The sequence below is a fragment of the Thioalkalivibrio sp. ALE10 genome (assembly GCF_000381385.1).
Taxonomy (GTDB): Bacteria; Pseudomonadota; Gammaproteobacteria; order Ectothiorhodospirales; family Ectothiorhodospiraceae; genus Thioalkalivibrio.
Map to the genome: position 1 here is coordinate 319,433 of NZ_KB906452.1, position 21,893 is coordinate 341,325.

The following is a 21,893-nucleotide window of genomic DNA, read 5'->3' on the forward strand; positions in this document are numbered from 1 at the left end:
TCGCAAAAGCCCGCCGGGGTGTCCAGCGAGGGGGCTTACGGCAGCCTGCGATCCAGGCTGTCCAGCGGGTTCGCGATGTCGCGCAGACCCATCCAGCAGGCGATGCTGGCACGCCAGCGGCGGGTGGGGAGCACGGCGTGGGGCATGCTCTGGCTGAGGAAGATCGCGAGGGTGCCGGCCTCGGGGCGCACGCGTTCCAGTTCGCGGGCTTCGTCGCCCTCGCCCTGCGGCGTGTAGAACGCCAGCTCACCACCGTCACGGGCGCGCCAGTGGCGGTTGAGATAGAGCACCAGCGACAGCCGCCGGCGGTTACCCTCGCGAAAGGCGTCCACGTGGCGAGCGTAACCCGTGCCGGGCGGATACAGCGCGAAGTGTGCCTCGGTCTCGAACAGCCCCGGGATCAGCCCGCGAGCGGCGACCCGACGCACCTGATCCAGACGCTCCAGCAGTTCCCGCTGGGCCGGCGTCGCGCCTTCCAGCCAGTGGATGCGGTCACCGCGTTCGGCGGCATCGTGGCGGCGCTCGCGACCCCGCCCCACCCGTGCGGAGCGCAGGCGTGCGGCATTGCGCAGGGCGTACACCTCCTGGCGCAGGGCATCGGTCAGGCGGCCCTCGAGAAACCCGGGAAACACCGCCCGCCCGTCACGTGCAAGCGTGTCGAGCCAGCCGTCATCCGCCAGCGATGCTGCGGCGAGGGATTCCTCCCGGATGCCGTCCGGCGGCACGGGACGGGGCCCGGCGACCGCGCCGGATAATCGGTGCACCGCCGGGACCAGGGCGGCAGGGGGTATCGCGATGTCCGGGGTGCCGATAGGGGTGCCGATATCGGCGGGACGTGCTTTCATGAACGGGCGGATTCTCTTGCGGGCCCGCCAACCGGGGCGCGGCGGGCATCACTTCGAATATAACCCGTTCCCGCCCTCCCGCAAAGCATCCGCCCTCCGGCCGCGAATCACCCGCCCGCGCCGGCGCCCGCGGTCGCATCACCCACGAGCATGACACGGTTGCGCCCGGCGTCCTTCGCCTCGTACAGGGCGGCATCCGCGGCGTCGATCAGGGCGGCGGGTTCGCTCACGGGTGCCGGCCAGGTGGCGACGCCGACGGAGGTGGTGACGGTGCCCAGGCTCCGCCCCTGGTGGAACAGGGCGAGTTCGGCGATGGCCTCGCGCAGTTCTTCGGCGCGGGCCAGGGCATGGTCGCCGTCCGCCTCGGGCAGGATGACCAGGAATTCCTCCCCGCCCAGCCGGCAGGGCAGCTCGGCCCCGGTGAACAGCTTCTGCAGCAGATGGGCGACCGCCACCAGCACCACGTCCCCTGCATCGTGGCCGTAGGTATCGTTGAACTGCTTGAAGTGGTCGACATCCAGCATCAGCACCGACAGCGGCCGTTCGGCCCGCCGGCAGCGCTCCACTTCGGGGTCGAGCGTCTCGTCGACGAAACGCCGGTTGTACAGGCCGGTCAGCGGATCACGGATGGTCAGGTTGCGCAGGGCCTCGCGCAGGCGGATGTTGGACAGCGCCAGCCCCAGACGCGCCGCGGTGGCGTCCACCAGGCGTTCGTTTTCACCCGCGCTTTCGCCCGGGGAAGCCCCGTGCGTCCCGCCCGCCACGTGCAGGACCCCCAGCGTCTTGCCTTCGGCATGCATGGGGGCGCAGATGGAGTCGATCTCCGAATTGCCGTCATGTCGGCAGGCGGGGTTGCGGGCCTCCGGATCATAGACCCAGGTCCGGCCGAGCCGCAGGGCCCAGCAGTCGTCCGGCGCAAAGGTGTCGGGGTGTTCCTCGTGATACTCGCCCCAGCCGGTGATGCGCTCCAGCGAGTGCCCGTCTTCGCTGAACAGATAGACCGTGCCGGACAGCCCGGCGAACAGCTCGCCCAGGGAGCGCTGAATAATCGCACGGGTTTCATCGAGGGTGCGGCAGGATTGCAGCAGATCGGTCAGCTCGTTGAGGACGGTCATTTCCTTGCGCTGGCGCTCGAGGCTGGCGGCGCGCTCGGTCGCCGCGTCACTGGCGCGCGCCAGCTGGTCGGTGCGCTCGCGCACCTTCTCCTCCAGCTCGTCCCGGGCCCGGCTGAGCTTCTGCTGGGTGGCCTCCTGTTCCTGCTCGTATTGCTCCAGGTTCTCCACCATGCGGTCGAAGGCCCCCGCCAGCGTGGTCAGCTCGCTGGCCCCGTGGATATCCCCCACCCGCACGTTCAGCCGCCCGTCCGAGATCTGCCGCGCGGCACCGGCCAGCCGCCCAACCGGACGTCGCACGGCCACCTCGCCGAGCAGCCAGGCGATGCCCAGCGCAAACAGAAACACGGCGCCCAGAAGCAGCAGTGTGCGCTGGAACAGCGCATCCACTTCGGAAAACAGCACGTCGGTGGACAGGCCGACGGTCACGATCCGGCGCTCATCATCGCGGCCGAAGACGGTGTAGGCGTAGCCACGAGTCACGCCGTCCAGACCCGCGCTCTCCAGGGTTCCGGCATGGCCGCCCTGCGTCCGCACTTCACGCAGCAGGTCCGCCTCGGCCGAGTCGCCTCCGGCCGGCCCGGCGGTGTCGGGGGCACGCGCGAGCACCCGGCCTTCCGGGTCCCAGAGCGTGGCGACGGGCGTGCGCACGGCGGCGCGGTCCATCGCGGTCAGGTGCTCCACGGCCCCCAGCGGGTCCTCGTGTCCCGCTTCCACCCGCTCCCGGATCACTGCGGCCAGGGTGGCGAGGTTCTCGGCCGCCTGACGGGAATTGATCTCCCGCGCCTCCACGGCGGAGTGGATGATCACCAGGGCAACCGGAATCATGGAGAGGAGGGTGAGCAGAATGAGACGGCTGCGGATCCCCGACAGCCAGGCGTGATAAAGGTTCTTCATCGGCAGGTCCCCTGATTTCGGGGCCCAAGTTAGCGCATTTTGGCGCGACCGTCCCATCCTGCCGGCGGCGGACCGGTCCGGGCGGACGAACTCAGTGCTCGAGGAAGCCGCCGTCCACCAGATGGCGCCGCAGGGCAGCGCGGGCCTCGGTCACGCGCGGCGCGGGCCCCCGCAGCCCCAGCTCCACCTGCGGGGCCCCGTCGCGCATGCGCGGCAGGCAGGAGATGCGCAGGTCGGGGAAGGCCGCTTCCATGGCCTCCAGCACCGGGACCAGGCGGCTCTCGGTCACGCCCTCCAGCGTCAGGCCCTCCTCCACCGAGCCGGCGGAGGCATCGCGGCCCGGGAAGCGCTGGTCCAGGACCCAGCGGATCATCGGCTCGGCCATGTCGGGGAAACCGGGCACGCAGTGATGGCGGGCGCAGGAGAAGCCCGGGATGCCGTTGACCGGGTTGGGGATCAGTTCGGCCCCTTCCGGCAGGTCGGCCATGCGCACGCGATGCGGCCGGGCCTCGGCGCCGAAGCGCCGCTCCAGCAGCTCGATGAATTCGGGATGGGGCCGCAATGACAGCCCGAGGGCCTCGGCCAGGCAGGCCCGGGTACGGTCATCCGGGGTCGCGCCGATGCCCCCGAAGCTGAACACGTCGGCCCCGGTATCTGCGGTCTCGCGGAAGGTCCGTGTCAGGCGCACGGGATCATCCCCGACGATGCGCAGCCACGCCAGCTCCAGGCCCTTTTCCGCCAGCGCGGCGGTCAGATTGGCCTGGTGGCGGTCGCGCCGCTTTCCGCTGAGGATCTCGTCGCCGATGATGACCGCGCCAATCTCGATGTTGCGTCCGTCGTGGGGCTCCATCCCGCCCTGCTCTCCCCTGCTGTCATGCCGGTGGCGGCACCGGTCCGTTCAGTTCTCCGCGCCCAGCGCCAGGGCGCGTTCGCGGGCCGCCGCCCGCTGCTCGGGGCTATTGTCCGGATCCCCCAGCCACGGCGCCAGATGCCGCCCGGCGAGTTCGGCCAGGAACTGCAGATGGTCGTCGCGATCGTTGAGCGCGGGGATGTAATGGAAACGCTCGCCGCCGGCCTCGAGAAAGATCTCGCGGTTCTCGTCGGCGATCTCCTCCAGGGTCTCCAGGCAGTCGGCGGAAAAGCCGGGGCAGATCACGTCCACCGAACGCACGCCCTGGCCCGGGAGCGCCTCCATGGTCTTGTCGGTGTAGGGCTGCAGCCACTCCTCGCGGCCGAAACGTGACTGGAAGGTGACCTGCCACTGGTCGTCCTCGAGCCCCAGGGCCTGCGCCAGCTTGTGCCCGGTGGCATGGCACAGGCAGTGATAGGGGTCGCCATTGAGCAGATAGCGCTTCGGCACGCCATGGAAGGACATCACCAGCCGTTCGGGCTGGCCGTGCTCCTCCCAGTGTTCGCGCACGCTGTTCGCCAGCGCCCGGATGTAGCCATCCTCGGCGTCGTAGCTGGCGACGAACTGCAGATCCGGCACCCAGCGCCAGCCCTTCAGCACCTCCGCCACGGCGTCAAAGGTCGAGCCCGTGGTTGAACCGGAATACTGCGGATACAGCGGCAGCACCACGACCCGCCGCACGCCCTGGCGCCGCAGCTCGTCCAGCCCTTCCTCGATCGACGGGTTGCCGTAACGCATGCCCAGCGCCACCGGCACGTCCTCGCCGGTCTGCTCCGCCAGGCGCGCGCGCACCCCCGCCGTCTGGCGTCGGCCGATGGCCAGCAGCGGCGAACCTTCGTCGGTCCACACGGTGGCGTATTTCGCCGCGCTGCGCCGCGGACGCACGTTGAGGATGATCCCGTTGAGGATCAGCCACCAGATCGGCCGCGGCACCTCGACCACGCGGGGATCCCACAGGAACTGCTTGAGGTAGCGCCGCAGTGCCGGCGCGGTGGGTTCATCGGGGGTCCCCAGGTTGGTGAGCAGCACGCCGGCGTCGCGCGCCTGGCCGTGGCGGTAATCCGACTCTCCGAAGTACTTCATGACGTTCCTTAATGGCTGGATCCGGCGATTCATGGGAGTCCCGGCCACCGTCAAAGGTTCGACCGGAACGCATCAGGATAGCGCGTCGCCCTCGAGACGTCCCCGCAGCGGGCTGGTCCGCGGGAAATGGGCCTGCAGGAATTCCATCTGGTCCGCCAGCACCCGGCGTCCCTTCAGGTAGATGTACTCGGCATGCGTGGGCGTGAACGGGATCGCCAGCAGCTGCATGCCGGCCTGTTCCGGTGTGCGGTCGGCCTTGTGGTTGTTGCAGCGCTTGCAGGCGGTGACCACGTTCTTCCACATGTCCTGCCCCTGCTGGCTGACCGGGGTCACATGATCGCGCGACAGCTCGCGGGCGGGGAAATGGCGGCCGCAGTAGAGACACAGGTGGGCGTCGCGCCGGAACAGGGTGGGATTGTTGAGCGGGGGGACGTAGTTATCGCCCTGGCGGGCGCGGGTACCGTGGGTGGCGATGATGGAGTTGACCTCCACCGAGGACTGGCGGCCGGAACGCGCGTTGATGCCGCCGCGCACGCGATAAAGCGGTCGGCCGCAGGCGTAGGCCACCTGCTCGCAGTAATAAAGCCGCACGGCCTGTTCCAGGCCGATCCATTCCAGCGGCATCCCGGAGGCATCCGTGCGCAGGACCTGATGCTCGGTCGGTAACATGACCTCGCCCACCCTCAAGGAAACACGGATTTCCTCACGCGGCTCACGGTTCCGGCGACCCCCGCGCCCGTGAACAAACCGGTGCTTCCTCGGCACGTATACGCACAATAAACGGCGTCGGCGCGCAATACAATTTCATCCACATGAATCGTCCCGTCGCCATACTCCGGCCCGGACTCCGGTTTATGCGCGACGGCGATTCCGCTACACTCATGGGCTCGTTTTTCGCTGCGGGGCGCTTTCGGCCCCGCGGCATCCGGTTTTTCCACCACCCGCGAGCGCGGTCGTGCCTCCCTTTGCCATTGGGGCCATCGGGATTGCGGGAACGCACGGCCCGGGGAGAAAGCGCATGGCAATCAGACTAACCGTACCCAAGGAGAGTGCCAGCGGCGAACGCCGTGTCGCACTGGATCCGCTGGTCACCGGCAAATTCGGCCAGCTGGGCGTAACCGTTCAGGTCGAGAAGGGCGCCGGCGAAGCCGCCGGTTTCCCCGATTCGGCCTACGAGGGCGCCACCCTGCTGGACACCGAGGCCGCCTATTCACAGTCGGACATCATGGTCCGCGTGGCGCCGCCCACGGTCGATGAGGTCAACCGACTGCCGGAAGGCTCGACGCTGGTGGGGCTGTTCCACGCCCACCGTCATCCCGACGTCGTCCGGGCCATGCAGGAGCGGCGCATCCAGAGCTTTGCGATGGAGCTGATTCCGCGCATCTCGCGCGCGCAGAGCATGGACGCGCTGTCCTCACAGGCGGCCGTGGTCGGTTACAAGGGCGCCATCCAGGGCGCCGACCTGGCCTGCCGGTTCTTCCCGATGCTGACCACCGCGGCCGGCACCATCCGCCCGGCCAGGGTGATCGTGATCGGCGCCGGCGTGGCCGGGCTGCAGGCGATCGCCACGGCCAGGCGCCTGGGCGCGATCGTCGAGGCCTACGACGTGCGCTCGGCGACCAAGGAGCAGGTGGAATCACTGGGCGCCAAGTTCCTCGACCTGGGCGTATCCGCCGAGGGCGAGGGCGGCTACGCCCGCGAACTGACCGCCGAGGAAAAGAAGCAGCAGCAGGATGCGCTGGGCGAATTCATCGCGCAGGCCGACGTGCTGATCACCACCGCGGCGATCCCGGGCCGCGAGTCCCCGAAGCTGGTGCCCGAAGACATGGTCAAGGGCATGAAATCCGGCGCGGTGATCGTGGACCTGGCCTCGGAAGGCGGTGGCAACTGCGTGCTGACGCAGCCCGGCGAGACCATCACCCAGCACGGCGTAATCATCCACGGCCCGCTGAACGTGCCGTCGCAGGTTCCGCTGCATGCCTCCGAGATGTATGCCAAGAACCTGCTGAATTTCCTGACCCCGATGCTTCCCGAGGGCGAATTCCAGCCCGACTGGGAAGACGAGGTCATCGCCCAGAGCGTGCTCACGCGTGACGGCGAGATCGTGCATGCCGCCACCCGTGATGCCATCCAGGGAGCTTCCTCATGATCGAGATCTCAGGTTTCGTAGCGCTGTATATCTTCATGCTCGCGGCCTTCACGGGCTTCGAGGTGATCTCCAAGGTGCCGGTCATCCTGCATACCCCGCTGATGTCCGGTTCCAACTTCGTCCACGGGATCGTCCTGGTCGGGACCATGGTCGCGCTGGGCCAAGCCGACACCGCGCTGGAGCTGGCGATCGGCTTTGTCGCCGTGATCCTGGCCGCGGGTAACGCGGCCGGCGGCTACGTGGTCACCGAACGCATGCTGGAGATGTTCAAGTCCAGCAAGGACGACAAGGGAGACAAGGCATGAGTCTGATCATCAACCTCGCCTACTTCGTGGCGGCGGTGCTGTTCATCGTCGGCCTGAAGCAGATGTCGTCGCCGACCACCGCACGGCCCGGCATCATCTGGGCCGGGGTCGGCATGGTGCTGGCCACGGTCGTCACCTTCGCCCATCCGGAGATCTCCGGCGGCTTGAACTACACCCTGATCGTCCTCGGGATCGCGATCGGCGGCGCGCTGGCCTGGTGGAGCGGCAAGAAGGTCCAGATGACCGACATGCCGCAGATGATCGCGCTGTACAACGGCATGGGCGGCGGCGCCGCGGCCGGCATCGGCGCGATCTACCTGTTGAAGGCCACGCCTGAAACGGTCACCACCACCGGCCTCGCCATCGCAGTGATCGGCTCGGTGATCGGCTCGGTGGCCTTCTCCGGCTCGCTGGTGGCCTACGCTAAGCTGCAGGGCCTGATGAAGAAGACCCTGAACTTCCCCGGGCAGCAGCTGCTGAACCTGGTGATCATCGCCCTGGTGGTGATCCTCGGGTTCATGATGTCCGTGAGTGATGGCGAAATTGGCGGCGGCACGCTACTGGTCTTCTTCGTTCTGTCACTGGCCTTCGGCGTACTGATGACCCTGCCGATCGGCGGCGCCGACATGCCGGTGGTCATCTCGCTGTACAACGCCCTGACCGGCCTGGCCGTCGGCTTCAAGGGCATCGTGCTGGACAACCCGGCCCTGATGATCGCGGGTATCGTGGTCGGTGCCGCCGGCTCGCTGCTGACGCAGCTGATGGCCCAGGCCATGAACCGGCCGCTGAAGAACATCCTCTTCAGTCAGTTTGGTGGTGGTTCCGCCGCCGCGGAAGAGGAGATCGAAGGCACGATGAAGGAGATCCAGGCCAACGACGCCGGGATCATGATGGCCTACTCCAGCAAGGTGATCATCGTGCCCGGCTACGGCATGGCCGTCGCCCAGGCCCAGCACAAGATCTGGGAGCTGACCGAGCTGCTGCAGAAGCGCGGCGTGGACGTGAAGTTCGCGATCCACCCGGTGGCCGGCCGCATGCCCGGGCACATGAACGTGCTGCTGGCCGAGGCCGGCGTGCCGTACGACATCATCTATGACCTCGACGAGATCAACGACGAGTTCAAGACCGCCGATGTCGCGATGGTGATCGGGGCGAACGACGTGGTGAATCCGGTCGCCCGGACCAACCCCGATTCGCCGATCTACGGCATGCCCATCCTCAACGCCGACGAGGCGCAGAACGTTATCTGCGTCAAGCGCGGCCGCGGTTCCGGTTTCTCCGGCATCGAGAACCACCTGTTCTATGCCGAGAACAACCGCATGCTGTACGGCGACGGCCAGAAGGTCGCCGCGGAGCTGGTGGCCAGCGTCAAGGCGCTCGGCTGAAGCTCGCGGCCGGAGGGCGGCATCGCCGCCCCTCCGGGACGCCCCGGACGGACCCGGAGACCCGGCCCCTGTGGCCGGGTTTTTTGTGCCGGCACGCCGTGCGCGGCCCGCAACTTGTACACAACCCCTACAGGTCCCGCGCTCGCCCGGCGACCATGGCGCACTTGCAGCAACGTGCGCTCAAACGAGCTTACATAATCTCGATATGTCTTTGTTTTTTAAGTTTTTCTTAGAAAGATGGTCATTCCGTAACCAATTTGTCATCGTCCGCGACAGTACAAGGGTTTAGGAAGTTTCCCACCGCTTCTTCCACAGAGTTATCCACAGGTTCTGTGGAAAACCTCACCCCACCCACGGACTCGGGAGGCGTGGCCACGTCGCGTACACTGACCCCATGCCCGACACCCCCTCATCCACACCGTCCATCGTCCGGGTCGCCATCGACCGCCCGCTGGACCGCCTGTTCGACTATCGCACGCCGCCGGATCGCGACGTGCGGCCCGGCATGCGCGTGCGGGTCCCGTTCGGCCCCACCCGCCTGACCGGGGTGGTGATCGAAACGGGGGTCACCAGCGAGATGGAACCCGAGCGCCTGCGTGCGATCAGCGAAGTGCTGGACGCCACCCCGATCCTCCCCGACTCGCTGCGTGAACTGCTCGGCTTCGGTGGCCGGTACTACCACCACCCGATCGGCGAGGTGGTGCTGGGGGCCCTGCCACCCGCCCTGCGTCGCGGCCGGCCACTCCCGCAAGCCGCCACGCCCGAACCGCTGTGGGCGGTAACCGAGCAGGGACACCGCGCCCTGGCCGACGGCGCCGTGCGCGGCGAACGCCAGCGCGCCATCCTCGCGGCGCTGGCCGACCCCGACAGCGCCCCCGGTGGTCGCCTTGATCGTCCGACCCTGGCCGGCATCCTCGGCCGCCGACCCGCCCCGCGCGAGCTGGAACGCCTCGCCGAACGCGGCTGGCTGGAGTGCCGCGCCCCGGAACACACGACGGATGCCCCGCCGGAGGCCGATAGCGCGGCGGGGCGCCCCCTGACCCCCGAACAGCAGGCCGCGGTGGACGCGCTCACCCCCGGCGAAGCCCGACCCCTGCTGCTGGAGGGCGTGACCGGCTCCGGCAAGACCGAGGTCTACCTGCGCATGGCGGAACGGGTCGTCGCGCGTGGCGAGCAGGTCCTGGTGCTGATCCCCGAAATCGCCCTGACCCCGCAGCTGGCAGCCCGTATCCAGGCGCGTTTCCCCGGCCGGGTCGCGCTGCTGCACTCCGGCCTGGCCGAGGGCGAACGGCTGCGGGCCTGGGCCAGCGCGGCCCGCGGCGAAGCGCGGGTGGTGGTCGGCACCCGTTCGGCGCTGTTCACGCCGCTGCCCGAACCCGGCCTGATCGTGGTCGACGAGGAGCACGACGCCGCGTTCAAACAGCAGGACGGCTTTCGCTACAACGCCCGCGACCTCGCGATCAAGCGCGGCCAGCTGGAGGCCATCCCGGTGGTGCTGGGCTCGGCCACGCCGACCCTGGAGACCCTGCAGGCCGCCCGCCAGGGCCGCTACACCCACTGCCCGCTGCGCACCCGCCCCGACGGCACGGCCCCGCCGCGGATCGAGGCCGTGGACACCCGGGTCCACACCCCCGACGAGGGGCTGACCTCGCCGCTGCTGGACGCCATGCAGGCCACCCTCGCCGGCGATCAGCAATGCTTCGTCCTGCTCAACCGGCGGGGCTATGCCCGCACGCTCGCCTGCGATCACTGCGGCTGGGTGGCCGACTGCCGCCACTGCGATGCCCGCCTCACCGTGCACGCCGGCAACCCGCGGGCGGTCTGTCACCTGTGCGGGCACCACGAACCGGTCCCCGACCGCTGTCCGGACTGCGGGGCCGAACTGGCCCGCCGGGGGCTGGGCACCCAGCGCCTGGAACAGGCCCTGGCGCGGCACTTCCCGCAGACCCCGCTGATCCGGCTGGACCGCGACAGCATTCGCCACAAGGGCGCGCTGGAGGAAGCCCTGGAGCGCATCCGTTCGCTGGACGCGGCGATCGTGGTCGGCACCCAGATGCTGGCCAAGGGCCACGACTTCCCGCGCGTGGGGCTGGTCGGCGTGATCGACGTGGACCAGGGCCTGTACTCGGTGGACCTGCGCGCCGCCGAACACACCCTGCAGCTGATCGTGCAGGCCGCCGGGCGCGCCGGACGCGGCGAAGCCGGCGGACGGGTGCTCCTGCAGACAGGGCACCCGGAGCATCCCCTGATACGCGGTCTGGACGCCGCAGACTACACCGCCATGGTGCGCCCCCTGCTGGACGAACGCGCGGAGAGCGGCTTCCCGCCCTTCGGTCATCTGGCCCTGGTGCGGGTGGAGGCCGAGGACGCGAACACCGCGGAAAACCGCGCCGGCGAGGTGGCCGCGCCCCTGCGCCGCGCGGCCGCGTCCGGCGTGCGCGTCCTGGGTCCTGCCCCGGCCCCGCGCCACCGCGTGAACCGGCGCTACCGCGAGCAGATCCTGGTGCAGTCCGGCGACCGCCGTGCCCTGCACGCGACCCTGCACCAGGCACGCCGGGCCTGGGAGGGGCTGACCCTGCCGCGCGAGGTGCGCATCGCCCTGGATGTGGATCCGGTCAGTCTCGCCTGAAGCCGCCCTGTTCGCCTGCAAGCAGGCGAACAGGGCGGCATCGAGGGCCCCAAGGGGTTAGAATACGCGTTTTGCCAGCACGGACCCGCGACCCTTGAAAGACACCCTGACCCAGGCCCTGGAAACCGCCCTCGCAACCCTCGTCGCCGACGGCCGCGTGCCGGCCGATCATGGCGTGTCGGTGGAGGTCAGCCGCGCGCGCGACCGCGAGCACGGCGACTTCGCCAGCAACCTCGCCATGCAGCTGGCCAAACCCGCGCGCAGCAAGCCGCGCGACCTGGCCGAGGCCCTGACCGCCGCAATGCCCGAGGTCCCCGGCCTGGCCAGCACCGAGATCGCCGGTCCCGGCTTCATCAACTTCCGCCTGGCCGCCGATGCGCGCACGCAGGTGCTGGGGCACATCGCGGAACGGGCCGGCGATTTCGGCCGCTCGAACGCCGGCGGCGGACGCCCGGTGCAGGTGGAATTCGTCTCCGCCAACCCCACCGGGCCGCTGCACGTGGGTCATGGCCGTGGGGCGGCGTTCGGCGCGACGGTCGCCGACCTGCTGGACTTCTCCGGCTACGACGTCACCCGCGAGTACTACGTCAACGACGCCGGGCGGCAGATGAACATCCTCGCGGTCAGCGTGTGGATGCGCTATCTCGAGCGCCACGGCGTGGAACTCCCGTTCCCGGCCAACGGCTACCGGGGCGACTACATCTACCCCGTCGCCGATTCCCTGACCCGGCACATCGGCGACCGCGGCGTGCATCCGGCCGCGGACGTCACCCGTGACCTGCCGCCCGACGAACCCGACGGCGGCGACAAGGAGACCTACATCGACGCGCTGGTGACGCGCGCGCGGGACCTTCTGGGCGAGGCGCTGTGGGACGAGTTCTTCGAGGGCGGCCTGAACGCCATCCTCGAGGACATCCGCGACGACCTGCGCGAGTTCGGGGTGGAATACCAGTGCTGGTTCTCCGAACGCAGCCTGGCCGACTCCGGCGCGATCGACGCGGCGGTGGAAGACCTGCAGGCGCGCGGCGCGCTGTATGAACAGGACGGCGCGCTGTGGTTTCGCTCCAGCGACTACGGCGACGACAAGGACCGCGTGGTACGCCGCGAGAACGGCGACTACACCTACTTCGCCTCGGACATCGCCTACCACCGCGAGAAGTTCCAGCGCGGCTTCGACCGGGTGATCAACATCTGGGGCGCCGACCACCACGGCTACGTCCCGCGCGTGCGTGCCGCGCTGCAGGCCCTGGGCCTGGAAGCCGAGCGCCTGGACGTGCTGCTGGTGCAGTTCGCGATCCTCTATCGCGGGGGCGAACGCCTGCCGATGTCCACCCGCGCCGGGCAGTTCGTCACCCTGCGCGAGCTGCGCGACGAAGTCGGATCGGATGCAGCTCGCTTCTTCTACGTGCAGCGCCGCTGCGACCAGCACCTGGACTTCGACCTCGACCTGGCCAAGTCGCAGTCGAACGACAACCCGATGTACTACATCCAGTACGCCCACGCGCGCATCGCCAGTGTGCTGCGCACCGCGGGCGAACGCGGCCACCAGCCCGCGGCGGCACAGGCCGACGGCCTCGCCGAACGGCTCGTCGAGCCGCACGAGGACGAGCTGCTGGACCGCCTGGACCGCTTCCCCGAGGTGGTCGCGGCCGCCGCGCAGGCCTGCGAGCCGCACCAGATCGCCCAGTACCTGCGCGAACTGGCCGGTGGCTTCCACACCTATTACAACGCCGTGCCGTTCCTCAACGCCGGAGACGACGAGCTGATCCGGGCCCGCCTGGTGCTGGTGACCGGCATCAAGCAGGTGCTGGGCAACGGCCTGCGCCTGCTGGGCGTGCACGCCCCGGAGCAGATGTAACCCCATGGCCCAGGCCCGCAAGGTACGCCGCAAGCCGGCACAAAAGAAAGAACGCGGTCCGCTGCCCGGCTGGATCTGGCTGCTGGCCGGCCTGCTGATCGGGCTGGGCGTGGCCGCAGTGCTGTACCTCCAGGGGGCGGATCGCCCCGACAGCCTGAGCGACTGGCTGAGCGAACGCGATCGCCCGGCGGCCGAACCGCGCCCGGAACCCGTGCCCGACCCCGCTTCCGAACGCGAGCCCGAGCGCGAGGAGCCGCGCTTTCGCTATTACGAACTCCTGCCCGAGGACGAAGTCACGGTGCCCGACGCGCCCGCCCGCGACGATGCGGATACGGACGCCCCGCCCGCACCACTGGATACACCGGATGCCGACGGGCCGGTGGTGCTGCAGACCGGCTCGTTCCGGCGCGCGGAGCAGGCGGACGAGATGCGCGCCCGGCTGACCCTGCTGGGCCTTTCCCCCGAGGTCCGCGAAGCCGAGATCGACGGCGACACCTGGTACCGCGTGTACCTCGGGCCGTACAGCGATCCCGACCGCACCCGCGAAGTCCTCGAGCGGCTGCGCTCGGAAGGCATCGAGGCCCTGCGCCTGCGCGACCGGGGCTGACCATGGAGACCGGGGAGAGCGCCGCGCCGGATCTCGACGCGCTGTCCGCCGAAGTCGACGGTCTCCAGCGCATTGCCGAACGGCGCGACCTGCAGGACCTGCTCCGCCGCGCGCGACGCCGGCGCGACCGTGGCCAGGCGTTCGACCGCCTGGCCCGCAACCTGCAGCAGCGCCTCGCGACCGAACAGCAACGCGAGGCCGCGGCCGAGGCGCGTCGGCCGCAGCCCGTATATACCGGGGATCTCCCGGTGCACGCGGAACGCGACCGGATCATCGAGGCGATCCGCACCCACTCCGTGATCGTGCTCTCCGGCGAGACCGGCTCCGGCAAGACCACCCAGCTGCCCAAGCTGTGCCTGGAGGCCGGACGCGGTCGCGGCGGGCTGATCGGCCACACCCAGCCGCGGCGCATCGCCGCGCGCTCGGTGGCCGCGCGCATCGCGGAGGAGCTGGGCACCCCGCTGGGCGAGGAGTCCGGCGCCGCGGTGGGCTGCAAGGTCCGCTTCTCCGACCGCACCGGGCCGGACAACTTCGTCCGCCTGATGACCGACGGCATGCTGCTGGCCGAGATGGCCCACGACCCCGAGCTGCTGGCCTACGACACCGTCATCGTCGACGAGGCCCACGAGCGCAGCCTCAACATCGATTTCCTGATGGGGGTCCTGCAGCGCCTGGTGCGCAAGCGCCCGGAACTGCGGGTGATCATCACCTCGGCCACCCTGGACCCGGAACGCCTGTCGCGGTTCTTCGACGACGCCCCGATGATCGACGTGCCCGGGCGCACCTACCCGGTGGAGCTGCGCTACCGCCCGCTGGAACCGGACACCGCGGACGCGGGCGAAGACGGTGACGACGGCGAACGCGACCTGTTCACCGGCATCCGCGACGCGGTGCGCGAATGCCGCCGCGCCGGCCCCGGCGACATCCTGGTGTTCCTGCCGGGCGAACGCGAGATCCGCGATGCCCACCGCGCCCTGCGCGGCGAGGAATCCGCGCCCGACACCGAGGTCCTGCCGCTGTACGCCCGGCTGTCGGCGCGCGAGCAGTCGCGAGTGTTCCAGGCGCACTCGGGCCGGCGCATCGTGCTCGCCACCAACGTCGCCGAGACCGCGCTGACGGTCCCCGGCATCCGCTACGTGATCGACTCCGGGCTGGCCCGGGTGTCGCGCTATTCGTGGCGCACGCGGGTGCAGCGGCTGAGCCTCGAACCGGTGTCACAGGCCGCCTGCGACCAGCGCGCCGGCCGCTGCGGCCGCCTCGGGCCGGGGGTCTGCATCCGCCTGTTCTCCGAGGAGGACTACCAGCAGCGCCCGGCCTTCACCGACCCGGAGATCCAGCGCTCCAATCTGGCCTCGGTGATCCTGCAGATGGCCGCGCTGAAACTGGGCGACCCGCGGCGCTTCCCGTTCGTCGACCCGCCGGATTCGCGCCTGATCAAGGACGGCTACCGCCTGCTGGAGGAACTGGGGGCGGTGGATGCCGGCCATCGTCTGCAGGAGCGCGGCCGTCAGCTCTCGCGCATGCCGGTGGATCCGCGCCACGGGGCGATGCTGCTGGCCGGCGCCGAGCATGGCTGCGTGACCGAGACCGCCACCATCGCCTCGTTCCTGTCCCTGCAGGACCCGCGCGAGCGCCCCGCCGATGCCACGCAGGCGGCCGACACCGCACATGCCGAGTTCCGCGTCGAGGGCTCCGACTTCATGGGCATGCTGCGGCTGTGGCAGGCCTGGCACGACGCGCGCGAGGCCCGCGGCTCGAACGCCCTGAAGCGCTGGTGCCGCGAGCACTTCCTCAACTTCATGCGCATGCGCGAATGGCAGGAACTGCGCAGCCAGCTGCTGCGCCTGGCGCGCGACATGGAACTGCACCCGGGCCGCGCGACGGCCGAACCCGAGTCCGTGCACCGCGCCCTGCTGAGCGGGCTGGTCAGCCAGATCGGGCAGAAGACCGAACGCGGCGACTACCTCGGCGCGCGCAACCGCCGCTTCCAGATCCATCCGGGCTCGGTGCTGGCGAAGAAAAAGCCCAACTGGGTGGTCAGCGCGGAGATCGCCGAAACCACCCGGGTATATGCCCGCGAGAACGCGCGCATCGAACCCGACTGGCTGCTGGAGGTGGCCCCGCACCTGCTGCGCCATCATATCTTCGAGCCCCATTTCCAGCGCCGGAGCGGGCGCGTGGGCGCCTACGACCGCATCACCCTCTACGGCCTGGTGGTCGCGGCGAAGAAGCCGGTGGACTTCGCCCGCCACGACCCCGAGGAGGCCCGGCGGATTTCCATCCGCGAGGGGCTGGTCGGCGGCCAGCTGCGCACCCGTTCGCGCGGCGTGCGCGCCAACCGCGAGGCGGTGGCCGCGATCACCGAGGAGGAGGCCCGCGGCCGGCGCCGCGACCTGCTGGCCGAGGAGGACCGGCTGTTCGAGTTCTACGCCGCGCGCATCCCGGAGGACGTGCGTGACGGCCCGTCGTTCGAGCGCTGGGTGCGCAAACGCGAGCAGGAGGACCCCGATTGCCTGCGCATCGACCCCGCCGAGCTGCGCAACGAACCGGAAGAATCCCTGCCGCAGGGCGCCTACCCCGATCACCTCGAACTGGAGGGCCTGCGCCTGCCGCTGCATTACCGCTTCGAGCCCGGGCAGGAAGACGACGGGGTGACCGTGGACGTCCCGGTGGCGGTACTCAACGCGGTGCCGGACTGGCTGGGCGACTGGCTGGTGCCGGGCCTGCTGGAAGAACGGGTCACGGCACTGCTGAAGAGCCTGCCCAAGAGCCTCCGGCGCCAGTTCGTGCCGGCGCCGGACTTCGCCCGCGCCGCGCTGGCCCGGCTGGAGCACCGCCAGGGCCCGCTGCTGCCGGCGCTGGCGGAAGAACTGGAGCGCATGACCGGCACCGCCATCCCGCCCGATGCCTGGCGCCCGGACACGCTCGAACCGCACCTGATCCTGCGCTTTCGCATCCTCGACCCGGACGGGAACGAGCTGACCGCCGGGCGCGACCTGCCGGCGCTCAAGGCCGAACTCGGCGGCACCGCGGAGGCCACCTTCGACCCCGGCCCGACGAGCGGCCCCCAGCGCGAGGGCATCACCGAATGGGACTTCGGCGCGTTGCCGGAGAGCGTGGAGCACGAACACCAGGGCGCCCGCATGCGCGCCTTCCCGGTGCTGGTGGACCGCGGTGACAGCGTGTCACTGGAGCTGGAACCCGACCCCGCCGCGGCCGAACGCCGCCATCGCGCCGGGCTGCGCCGGTTGTTCCTGCTGGCCCTGCGCCCGGCGGTGCGCGATCTCAAGCGCCAGCTGCCGGACATGGACCGCGCCAGCCTGCACTACGCCACGCTGGGACAAGGCGACACCCTGCGTGACCAGGTGCTGGAGGCGGCGGCCGACCGGGTGTTCCTCGCCGACGCCCCGGAACAATGGCCGCGCGATGCCGAGGCCTTCGCCGAGCGTCTGGAAGCCGGGCGCAGCGAACTGGGTCCGGCCGCTACCGAACTGGCCCGCCTGGCAGCCGACATCCTCGCCCGCTGGCACGACCTGCGCAGCCGGCTGCACGGCGATCTGCCGCTGTCCTGGATCGAGGCGGCGCGCGACATCCGTGACCAGCTCGACGCCCTGGTCCCGCCGGATTTCCTGCTGAGCACCCCGCCCGACGTGCTGCCCGAGTTCCCGCGCTACCTGCAGGCCATCGACCGGCGCCTGGAACGCCTGTCCCGGGCCCCGGACAAGGACCGCGCCGGCCGGGTGGCGGTGGAACCGCTGTGGCAGAAGGCCCGCGACCTGCTGGAGCGCCGTCCCGACGACCCCGACGTCCTGGCCTTTCGCTACCGCATCGAGGAGTTCCGCGTATCGCAGTTCGCCCAGGAGCTGGGCACCCGCGAAAAGGTCTCGGCACAGCGCCTGGAACGCGAGTACGACACGCTGATCAAACGCTTTGCCGGATCTTTGTAGGCAACGGGAGGGGAGCGCATGCATGTGGTGGTCATCGGAGCCGGCGTGATGGGGGTCACCACCGCGTGGTATCTGCGCGAGGCCGGACTCGATGTCACCCTCCTGGATGCCGCGACGGAACCGGCGGCCGGCGCCAGCCATGCCAACGGCGGCATGCTGCACGCCAGCCATGCCGAGCCCTGGAACACCCCCGGCGTGGGCCTCGACCTGCTGCGCTATCTGGGGCGCGAGGACTCCCCGCTGCTGATGCGCCCGCGCGCCCTGCCGGGACTGGCCGGCTGGGGTCTGCGTTTTCTGTGGCACAGCCGGCGTTCGGCCTTCCAGCGGCACGCCCTGGTCAACGCCCGCCTGGCCGCTTTCTCCCTGCGCGAGACCCGGCGCCTGAATCGGGAACTGGCCGGCTCCGGCCTGGACTTCGACTTCCGTGAATCCGGCATCCTCAAGGTCTTCCGCGATCCGGACAGCCTCGCCCGCAATCGGCATGCGGCCGAGGCCATGCAGGACGAGGGCGTGCGGTTCGAGGCCTGGGACACCGAGCAGGTGATCAACCGCGAACCGGCGCTGGCCGGGGTGCGCGACGAACTCTGCGGCGGGCTGTATTTCCCGGATGATGCCATCGGGGATGCGCGCCGCTTCACCACCGGACTGCTCGAGCTGGCGCGGGACCGCGGCCTGCGCTACCGGCCCGCGACACGGGTGCGGCGGCTGCGCACGTTCCAGGGGCGAATCGACGCGATCGAGACCGATGAGGGACCGATTGCAGCCGATGCCTGCGTAGTCGCGAGCGGACACGAGGCCCCGGCGCTGCTGCGCCCGCTCGGGCTGCACCTGCCGGTGGCCCCGGTGAAGGGCTATTCCCTGAGCCTGACGATGGATGCCTCACGGCGACTGAACCTGCCGCTGATCGACGACGCCAACAAGGTGGTCATGACCCCGCTGGGCGATCAGCTGCGGCTGGCCGGCACCGCCGAGTTCGCCGGCACCGACGCGCGCATGGAACCCCGACGCGCAGCCAACGTGCTGGCCCAGTGCCGGCGCACGCTGACCGCGCTGCCGGCGGAGCTCGACCGCGAGACCATGGCCCCGTGGGCCGGGCTGCGCCCGATGAGCGATCGCGGTACGCCGATCCTGGGGCCCACGGCGGTACCGGGTCTGCATCTCAACACCGGCGCCGGGCATCTCGGCTGGACCTTTGCCTGCGGCGCGGCGGCGCTGGTGCGCGACGGGCTGCTGGGGCGGGCGCCCGAGGCCTCGCTGGAGGACTTCCGGCTCTGAGACGGGCGCACACGGGCCTCAGTCGCCGACCGGGGCGAACACCAGCCGCAGCCGCGCGCCACCCAGCTCCGGCGCACGCTCGATCTCCAGCTGACCACCATGATCGCTGACCAGGGTGTGGATGATGCTGAGCCCCAGGCCCTGGCCCGCCGCCTGTCCGTCCGCGTCTTCGCGCGTGTCGGCCCGCTGGCCGCGTTCCAGGACCCGCTCGCGATCGGCGGGCTCGATACCCGGCCCGTCGTCATCCACCGTCAGCACGGTTTCCCGCTCATCGCAGTGTGTGGTGATCCGCACCCGCGAGCGGGCGTGGCGCACCGCGTTGTCCAGCAGATTCCCCAGGAGTTCAAGCATCGCGCCCGAATCCATGCGCAGGGCACAGCCCTCCGCCAGATCGGTCTCCAGCGACACCCCCTGGTGCTCCGCCAGCCGCCGCAGGGCGCGGCAGGTGCGCTCGATCACCGGGGCCAGGGGCTCGGGCGTCTGGAACGGCACCGGGCCCACCCGCTGGGCCTGGTTGAGCTGGTGCTGGACCATCGCCTGCAGGCGGTCGACCTGGCGCCGCAGGTCTTCGTGATCGGGGGCGTGCCCTTCCAGATTCAGGCGCAGCGAGGCGATCGGGGTCTTGAGACTGTGGGCAAGATCCGCGAGTGCGTTCTGCTGGCGCACCAGACGCTCGCGCTCGAAGTCGATCAGGTCGTTGATGGAACCGGTCAGCGCCCCGATCTCGCGCGGGTAGGGCCCCTCCAGATGCACCCGGTCACCATGGCGCAGGGCGTCCAGCTCCGCGCGCACCCGCCGCAGCGGGCGCAGTCCCCAGAACCACAGCGCCAGGATCAGGGCCACGATCAGCGACAGGGTCATGGTCAGCAGGCCCTGCCACAGGCTGTAGCGGTAGCTTTCGACCTGCTCGTCGAATGCGCTGCGATCCTCCAGCATCTGGAACACCAGCGGCACCGATTCGCCATCCAGCTGCCAGCGCACCGTCATGCTGTAGGCAAAGTATTCGTCGCGCGTCCAGTCATTCAGTTCGGTGGCCACCGCCGACGGCGAACGCCAGACGGTATCGCCGGCAGGCCCGAGGATGCGCGCGTACAGCCCGCCGCCGGGCAGCTGCAGCCGGCTCTCCGGCAGCATCTGCGGCACCCGCACGTCGTCTTCCGCGAGCACCTCGACCATGCCCATCAGCAGCAGCACCTGCGCCTCCAGCCGGGTTTCGGCCGCGTCCGCGGCATTGTCGCGAAAGGCCGTTTCCAGCACCCATGCGGTCAGCACCGAAAACAGCAGCACCACCGCCACCGCCACCAGCCCCATGCGCAGGAGTAACGGCGCGCGGGCGGCGCGATCGGCCAGGGAACGCTCGGCAAGGGCCATGGAGGGGCGTGACGTAACCGTTCAGGCGTCGGCCGAAGCGGCGTCGGGCTGCAGGGCGAAGCGATAACCGCGGCCGCGCAGGGTCTCGATCACGCCCAGCCCGCCGTCCGGGTCCAGCTTGCGCCGCAGGCGCCCGATCAGCACCTCGATCACGTTGCTCTCGCGGTCGTCGTCGTGTTCGTAGAGATAGTCGGCCAGGGCGTCCTTGCTCAGCACCCGGCCGGGCTGGCGGGCCAGATGCAGCAGCAGGCGGTACTCGAAGGTGGTCAGGCTGACACCCTCGCCGTTCAGCCACACGGCATCGGAGGCGGTGTCGATCACCAGCGGGCCGAAGCGCAGCGCCTCGTGACCCGACTGGAGGCTGCGGCGTGCCAGCGCGCGCAGGCGCGCCACCAGTTCCTCCACATGGAAGGGTTTGGTCAGGTAGTCGTCGGCGCCCGCCTCCAGACCCTCGACCTTGTCCTGCCAGCGGTCACGGGCGGTCAGCACCAGGATCGGCAGCCGCGGCTTGTGTTCGCGGGTCCGGCGGATCACGTCCAGGCCGTCCATCCCGGGCAGCCCCAGGTCCACCACGGCGATGTCACAGTTGTATTCGGTCAGCAGATACAGCCCGGTGTCGCCATCGGCAGCGGTGTCCACCCGGCAGCCCGATTCCTGCAGCTCTCCGGCCAGCTGGCCGCGCAGCGCCGAATCATCCTCCACCAGCACGATTCGCAGGTTCATCGCTGCACCTCCGTGCCCTGTTCGATCCGCAGCGTCCGGACCTCCTGATTCTCGGTCAGGATACGCACCACGAAGACCCGTACGCTGCCCTCGCCGTCATTTTCCCGGGCCGAAAGGATCCGCCCGGGATACAGCGCCTCCACCTGTTCGACCGCCTCGTCCAGCGTCCACACCGGGTTGCGATCCGCCCCGTCCTCGCGCGCACCGGCGCCCCCCGCCAGCAACAGGATCAGAAGGAACACCACGGGGGCAAGACGGGACATTCGGATTCCCCACACACTGGACAACATCAACAATCTCTCCCTGACTGAGTTCGACGGACGGTTGCAGTGCCAAGGGTATCCGCCTAGCCTGAACCGCATCTGAAATCCGCATGCGACACAGCCGAGCCACCATGTCCGAACCCAGCGATCTTCCCGTCGAACCACCGGCCGACCCCGAGGCCGAAATCCCCATCGAGGAGGAGGCCGGCCCCATCCGCTGGAGCGAGCTGATGCCCCATTTCGCCCGCGGTGTCGTGATTCGCGTGGCGCCCGAACTGGACCTGATCGAGGTGGCCCGCGCCTTCCGTGACGATGCCACCCACGAGGTCAGCGCGTGGCTGGCCAGCGGCCAGGTGGCGCGCGCCTCCGACGAGGACGCCCGCCGCTGGACCGAGGCCGATCCGGTGTTCACCGCCATCGTGGCCGCCCCGTGGGTGCTGGCCCAGGAACGGACGACGGCGCATTAGGCGGGTCGGCCCCGGTCGGCCGGAGGGCCGGCCCCCTACCCCCCGACCGTAGGAGGCCAGCCCTCTG

The 21,893-nt window shown here is 70.1% G+C and carries 17 protein-coding genes; 9 read left to right on the forward strand and 8 right to left on the reverse strand.

Annotated features, from left to right (window positions below):
• Positions 1-35: 35 nt before the first annotated feature.
• The 5 genes from F788_RS0107945 to F788_RS0107965 all read right to left on the reverse strand — a co-directional run bounded on the left by F788_RS0107945 (position 36) and on the right by F788_RS0107965 (position 5,516).
• Complete coding sequence (locus F788_RS0107945; RefSeq protein WP_019589821.1) at positions 36-725, reverse strand: 2OG-Fe(II) oxygenase; 690 nt, start codon at positions 723-725, stop codon at positions 36-38.
• A gap of 227 nt (positions 726-952) precedes the next feature.
• Complete coding sequence (locus F788_RS0107950; protein WP_019589822.1) at positions 953-2,854, reverse strand: diguanylate cyclase; 1,902 nt, start codon at positions 2,852-2,854, stop codon at positions 953-955.
• 91 nt (positions 2,855-2,945) lie between these two features.
• The gene (locus tag F788_RS0107955) at positions 2,946-3,704 is read right to left on the reverse strand and encodes a molybdopterin-binding protein (protein ID WP_019589823.1); all 759 of its coding nucleotides are present in this window, start codon (positions 3,702-3,704) and stop codon (positions 2,946-2,948) included.
• 48 nt (positions 3,705-3,752) lie between these two features.
• A complete protein-coding gene (gene hemH / locus F788_RS0107960) occupies positions 3,753-4,847 on the reverse strand; it encodes a ferrochelatase (RefSeq protein ID WP_019570473.1) in 1,095 nt (364 codons plus the stop codon).
• A gap of 72 nt (positions 4,848-4,919) precedes the next feature.
• The gene (locus tag F788_RS0107965) at positions 4,920-5,516 is read right to left on the reverse strand and encodes an HNH endonuclease (RefSeq protein WP_019021709.1); all 597 of its coding nucleotides are present in this window, start codon (positions 5,514-5,516) and stop codon (positions 4,920-4,922) included.
• Between the two features lie 349 nt (positions 5,517-5,865).
• Between F788_RS0107965 and F788_RS0107970 the strand changes: the two genes are divergently transcribed.
• From F788_RS0107970 to F788_RS0108005, 8 genes are all read left to right on the forward strand, one after another.
• Positions 5,866-6,996 carry an NAD(P) transhydrogenase subunit alpha gene (locus tag F788_RS0107970; RefSeq protein WP_019589825.1) on the forward strand — a complete coding sequence of 377 codons (1,131 nt, stop codon included), beginning with the start codon at positions 5,866-5,868 and terminating at the stop codon, positions 6,994-6,996.
• Entirely contained in the window at positions 6,993-7,301 is a 309-nt protein-coding gene (locus F788_RS0107975) for an NAD(P) transhydrogenase subunit alpha (protein WP_019589826.1), read from the forward strand. The genes F788_RS0107970 and F788_RS0107975 overlap by 4 nt, the downstream gene beginning before the upstream one ends.
• Positions 7,298-8,686 carry an NAD(P)(+) transhydrogenase (Re/Si-specific) subunit beta gene (locus F788_RS0107980; protein WP_019589827.1) on the forward strand — a complete coding sequence of 463 codons (1,389 nt, stop codon included), beginning with the start codon at positions 7,298-7,300 and terminating at the stop codon, positions 8,684-8,686. The genes F788_RS0107975 and F788_RS0107980 overlap by 4 nt, the downstream gene beginning before the upstream one ends.
• A gap of 394 nt (positions 8,687-9,080) precedes the next feature.
• Positions 9,081-11,315, forward strand: a complete 2,235-nt coding sequence (locus F788_RS0107985) for a primosomal protein N' (RefSeq protein ID WP_019589828.1) — start codon at positions 9,081-9,083, stop codon at positions 11,313-11,315.
• A gap of 94 nt (positions 11,316-11,409) precedes the next feature.
• Complete coding sequence (gene argS / locus F788_RS0107990; protein WP_019589829.1) at positions 11,410-13,173, forward strand: arginine--tRNA ligase; 1,764 nt, start codon at positions 11,410-11,412, stop codon at positions 13,171-13,173.
• A 4-nt stretch (positions 13,174-13,177) separates the two neighbouring features.
• Positions 13,178-13,780, forward strand: coding sequence for an SPOR domain-containing protein (locus F788_RS0107995; RefSeq protein WP_019589830.1), 603 nt, complete (start codon positions 13,178-13,180; stop codon positions 13,778-13,780).
• Positions 13,781-13,782: 2 nt separating this feature from the next.
• The gene (hrpA, locus tag F788_RS0108000) at positions 13,783-17,727 is read left to right on the forward strand and encodes an ATP-dependent RNA helicase HrpA (RefSeq protein WP_019589831.1); all 3,945 of its coding nucleotides are present in this window, start codon (positions 13,783-13,785) and stop codon (positions 17,725-17,727) included.
• Positions 17,728-17,745: 18 nt separating this feature from the next.
• Positions 17,746-19,002: an FAD-dependent oxidoreductase gene (locus tag F788_RS0108005; RefSeq protein ID WP_019589832.1), complete on the forward strand. Its 1,257-nt coding sequence runs from the start codon at positions 17,746-17,748 to the stop codon at positions 19,000-19,002.
• Positions 19,003-19,020: 18 nt separating this feature from the next.
• On the opposite strand, the gene F788_RS0108010 is transcribed toward F788_RS0108005, so the two are convergent.
• From F788_RS0108010 to F788_RS0108020, 3 genes are read right to left on the reverse strand one after another with little or no spacing between them, the layout of a single operon-like run.
• Complete coding sequence (locus F788_RS0108010) at positions 19,021-20,373, reverse strand: ATP-binding protein (protein WP_019589833.1); 1,353 nt, start codon at positions 20,371-20,373, stop codon at positions 19,021-19,023.
• Between the two features lie 21 nt (positions 20,374-20,394).
• A complete protein-coding gene (locus tag F788_RS0108015) occupies positions 20,395-21,096 on the reverse strand; it encodes a response regulator transcription factor (protein ID WP_018869253.1) in 702 nt (233 codons plus the stop codon).
• Entirely contained in the window at positions 21,093-21,359 is a 267-nt protein-coding gene (locus tag F788_RS0108020) for a hypothetical protein (RefSeq protein ID WP_018869252.1), read from the reverse strand. The genes F788_RS0108015 and F788_RS0108020 overlap by 4 nt, the downstream gene beginning before the upstream one ends.
• 131 nt (positions 21,360-21,490) lie before the next feature.
• Here F788_RS0108020 and F788_RS0108025 point away from each other — a divergent pair, with 131 nt between their 5' ends.
• Positions 21,491-21,826 (forward strand): DUF2288 domain-containing protein, encoded by a 336-nt coding sequence (locus F788_RS0108025; RefSeq protein ID WP_018869251.1) that lies wholly within the window; start codon positions 21,491-21,493, stop codon positions 21,824-21,826.
• The last annotated feature ends 67 nt before the right edge of the window (positions 21,827-21,893 follow it).

Excerpts from the sequence above, each read along its gene's own strand:
- F788_RS0107950 (WP_019589822.1), bottom strand. The coding sequence starts at position 2,854 with ATGAAGAACCTTTATCACGCCTGGCTGTCGGGGATCCGCAGCCGTCTC.
- F788_RS0107955 (WP_019589823.1), bottom strand. The coding sequence starts at position 3,704 with ATGGAGCCCCACGACGGACGCAACATCGAGATTGGCGCGGTCATCATC.
- hemH (WP_019570473.1), bottom strand. The coding sequence starts at position 4,847 with ATGAAGTACTTCGGAGAGTCGGATTACCGCCACGGCCAGGCGCGCGAC.
- F788_RS0107965 (WP_019021709.1), bottom strand. The coding sequence starts at position 5,516 with ATGTTACCGACCGAGCATCAGGTCCTGCGCACGGATGCCTCCGGGATG.
- F788_RS0107970 (WP_019589825.1), top strand. The coding sequence starts at position 5,866 with ATGGCAATCAGACTAACCGTACCCAAGGAGAGTGCCAGCGGCGAACGC.
- F788_RS0107975 (WP_019589826.1), top strand. The coding sequence starts at position 6,993 with ATGATCGAGATCTCAGGTTTCGTAGCGCTGTATATCTTCATGCTCGCG.
- F788_RS0107980 (WP_019589827.1), top strand. The coding sequence starts at position 7,298 with ATGAGTCTGATCATCAACCTCGCCTACTTCGTGGCGGCGGTGCTGTTC.
- F788_RS0107985 (WP_019589828.1), top strand. The coding sequence starts at position 9,081 with ATGCCCGACACCCCCTCATCCACACCGTCCATCGTCCGGGTCGCCATC.
- F788_RS0107995 (WP_019589830.1), top strand. The coding sequence starts at position 13,178 with ATGGCCCAGGCCCGCAAGGTACGCCGCAAGCCGGCACAAAAGAAAGAA.
- hrpA (WP_019589831.1), top strand. The coding sequence starts at position 13,783 with ATGGAGACCGGGGAGAGCGCCGCGCCGGATCTCGACGCGCTGTCCGCC.
- F788_RS0108005 (WP_019589832.1), top strand. The coding sequence starts at position 17,746 with ATGCATGTGGTGGTCATCGGAGCCGGCGTGATGGGGGTCACCACCGCG.
- F788_RS0108010 (WP_019589833.1), bottom strand. The coding sequence starts at position 20,373 with ATGGCCCTTGCCGAGCGTTCCCTGGCCGATCGCGCCGCCCGCGCGCCG.
- F788_RS0108015 (WP_018869253.1), bottom strand. The coding sequence starts at position 21,096 with ATGAACCTGCGAATCGTGCTGGTGGAGGATGATTCGGCGCTGCGCGGC.
- F788_RS0108020 (WP_018869252.1), bottom strand. The coding sequence starts at position 21,359 with ATGTCCCGTCTTGCCCCCGTGGTGTTCCTTCTGATCCTGTTGCTGGCG.
- F788_RS0108025 (WP_018869251.1), top strand. The coding sequence starts at position 21,491 with ATGTCCGAACCCAGCGATCTTCCCGTCGAACCACCGGCCGACCCCGAG.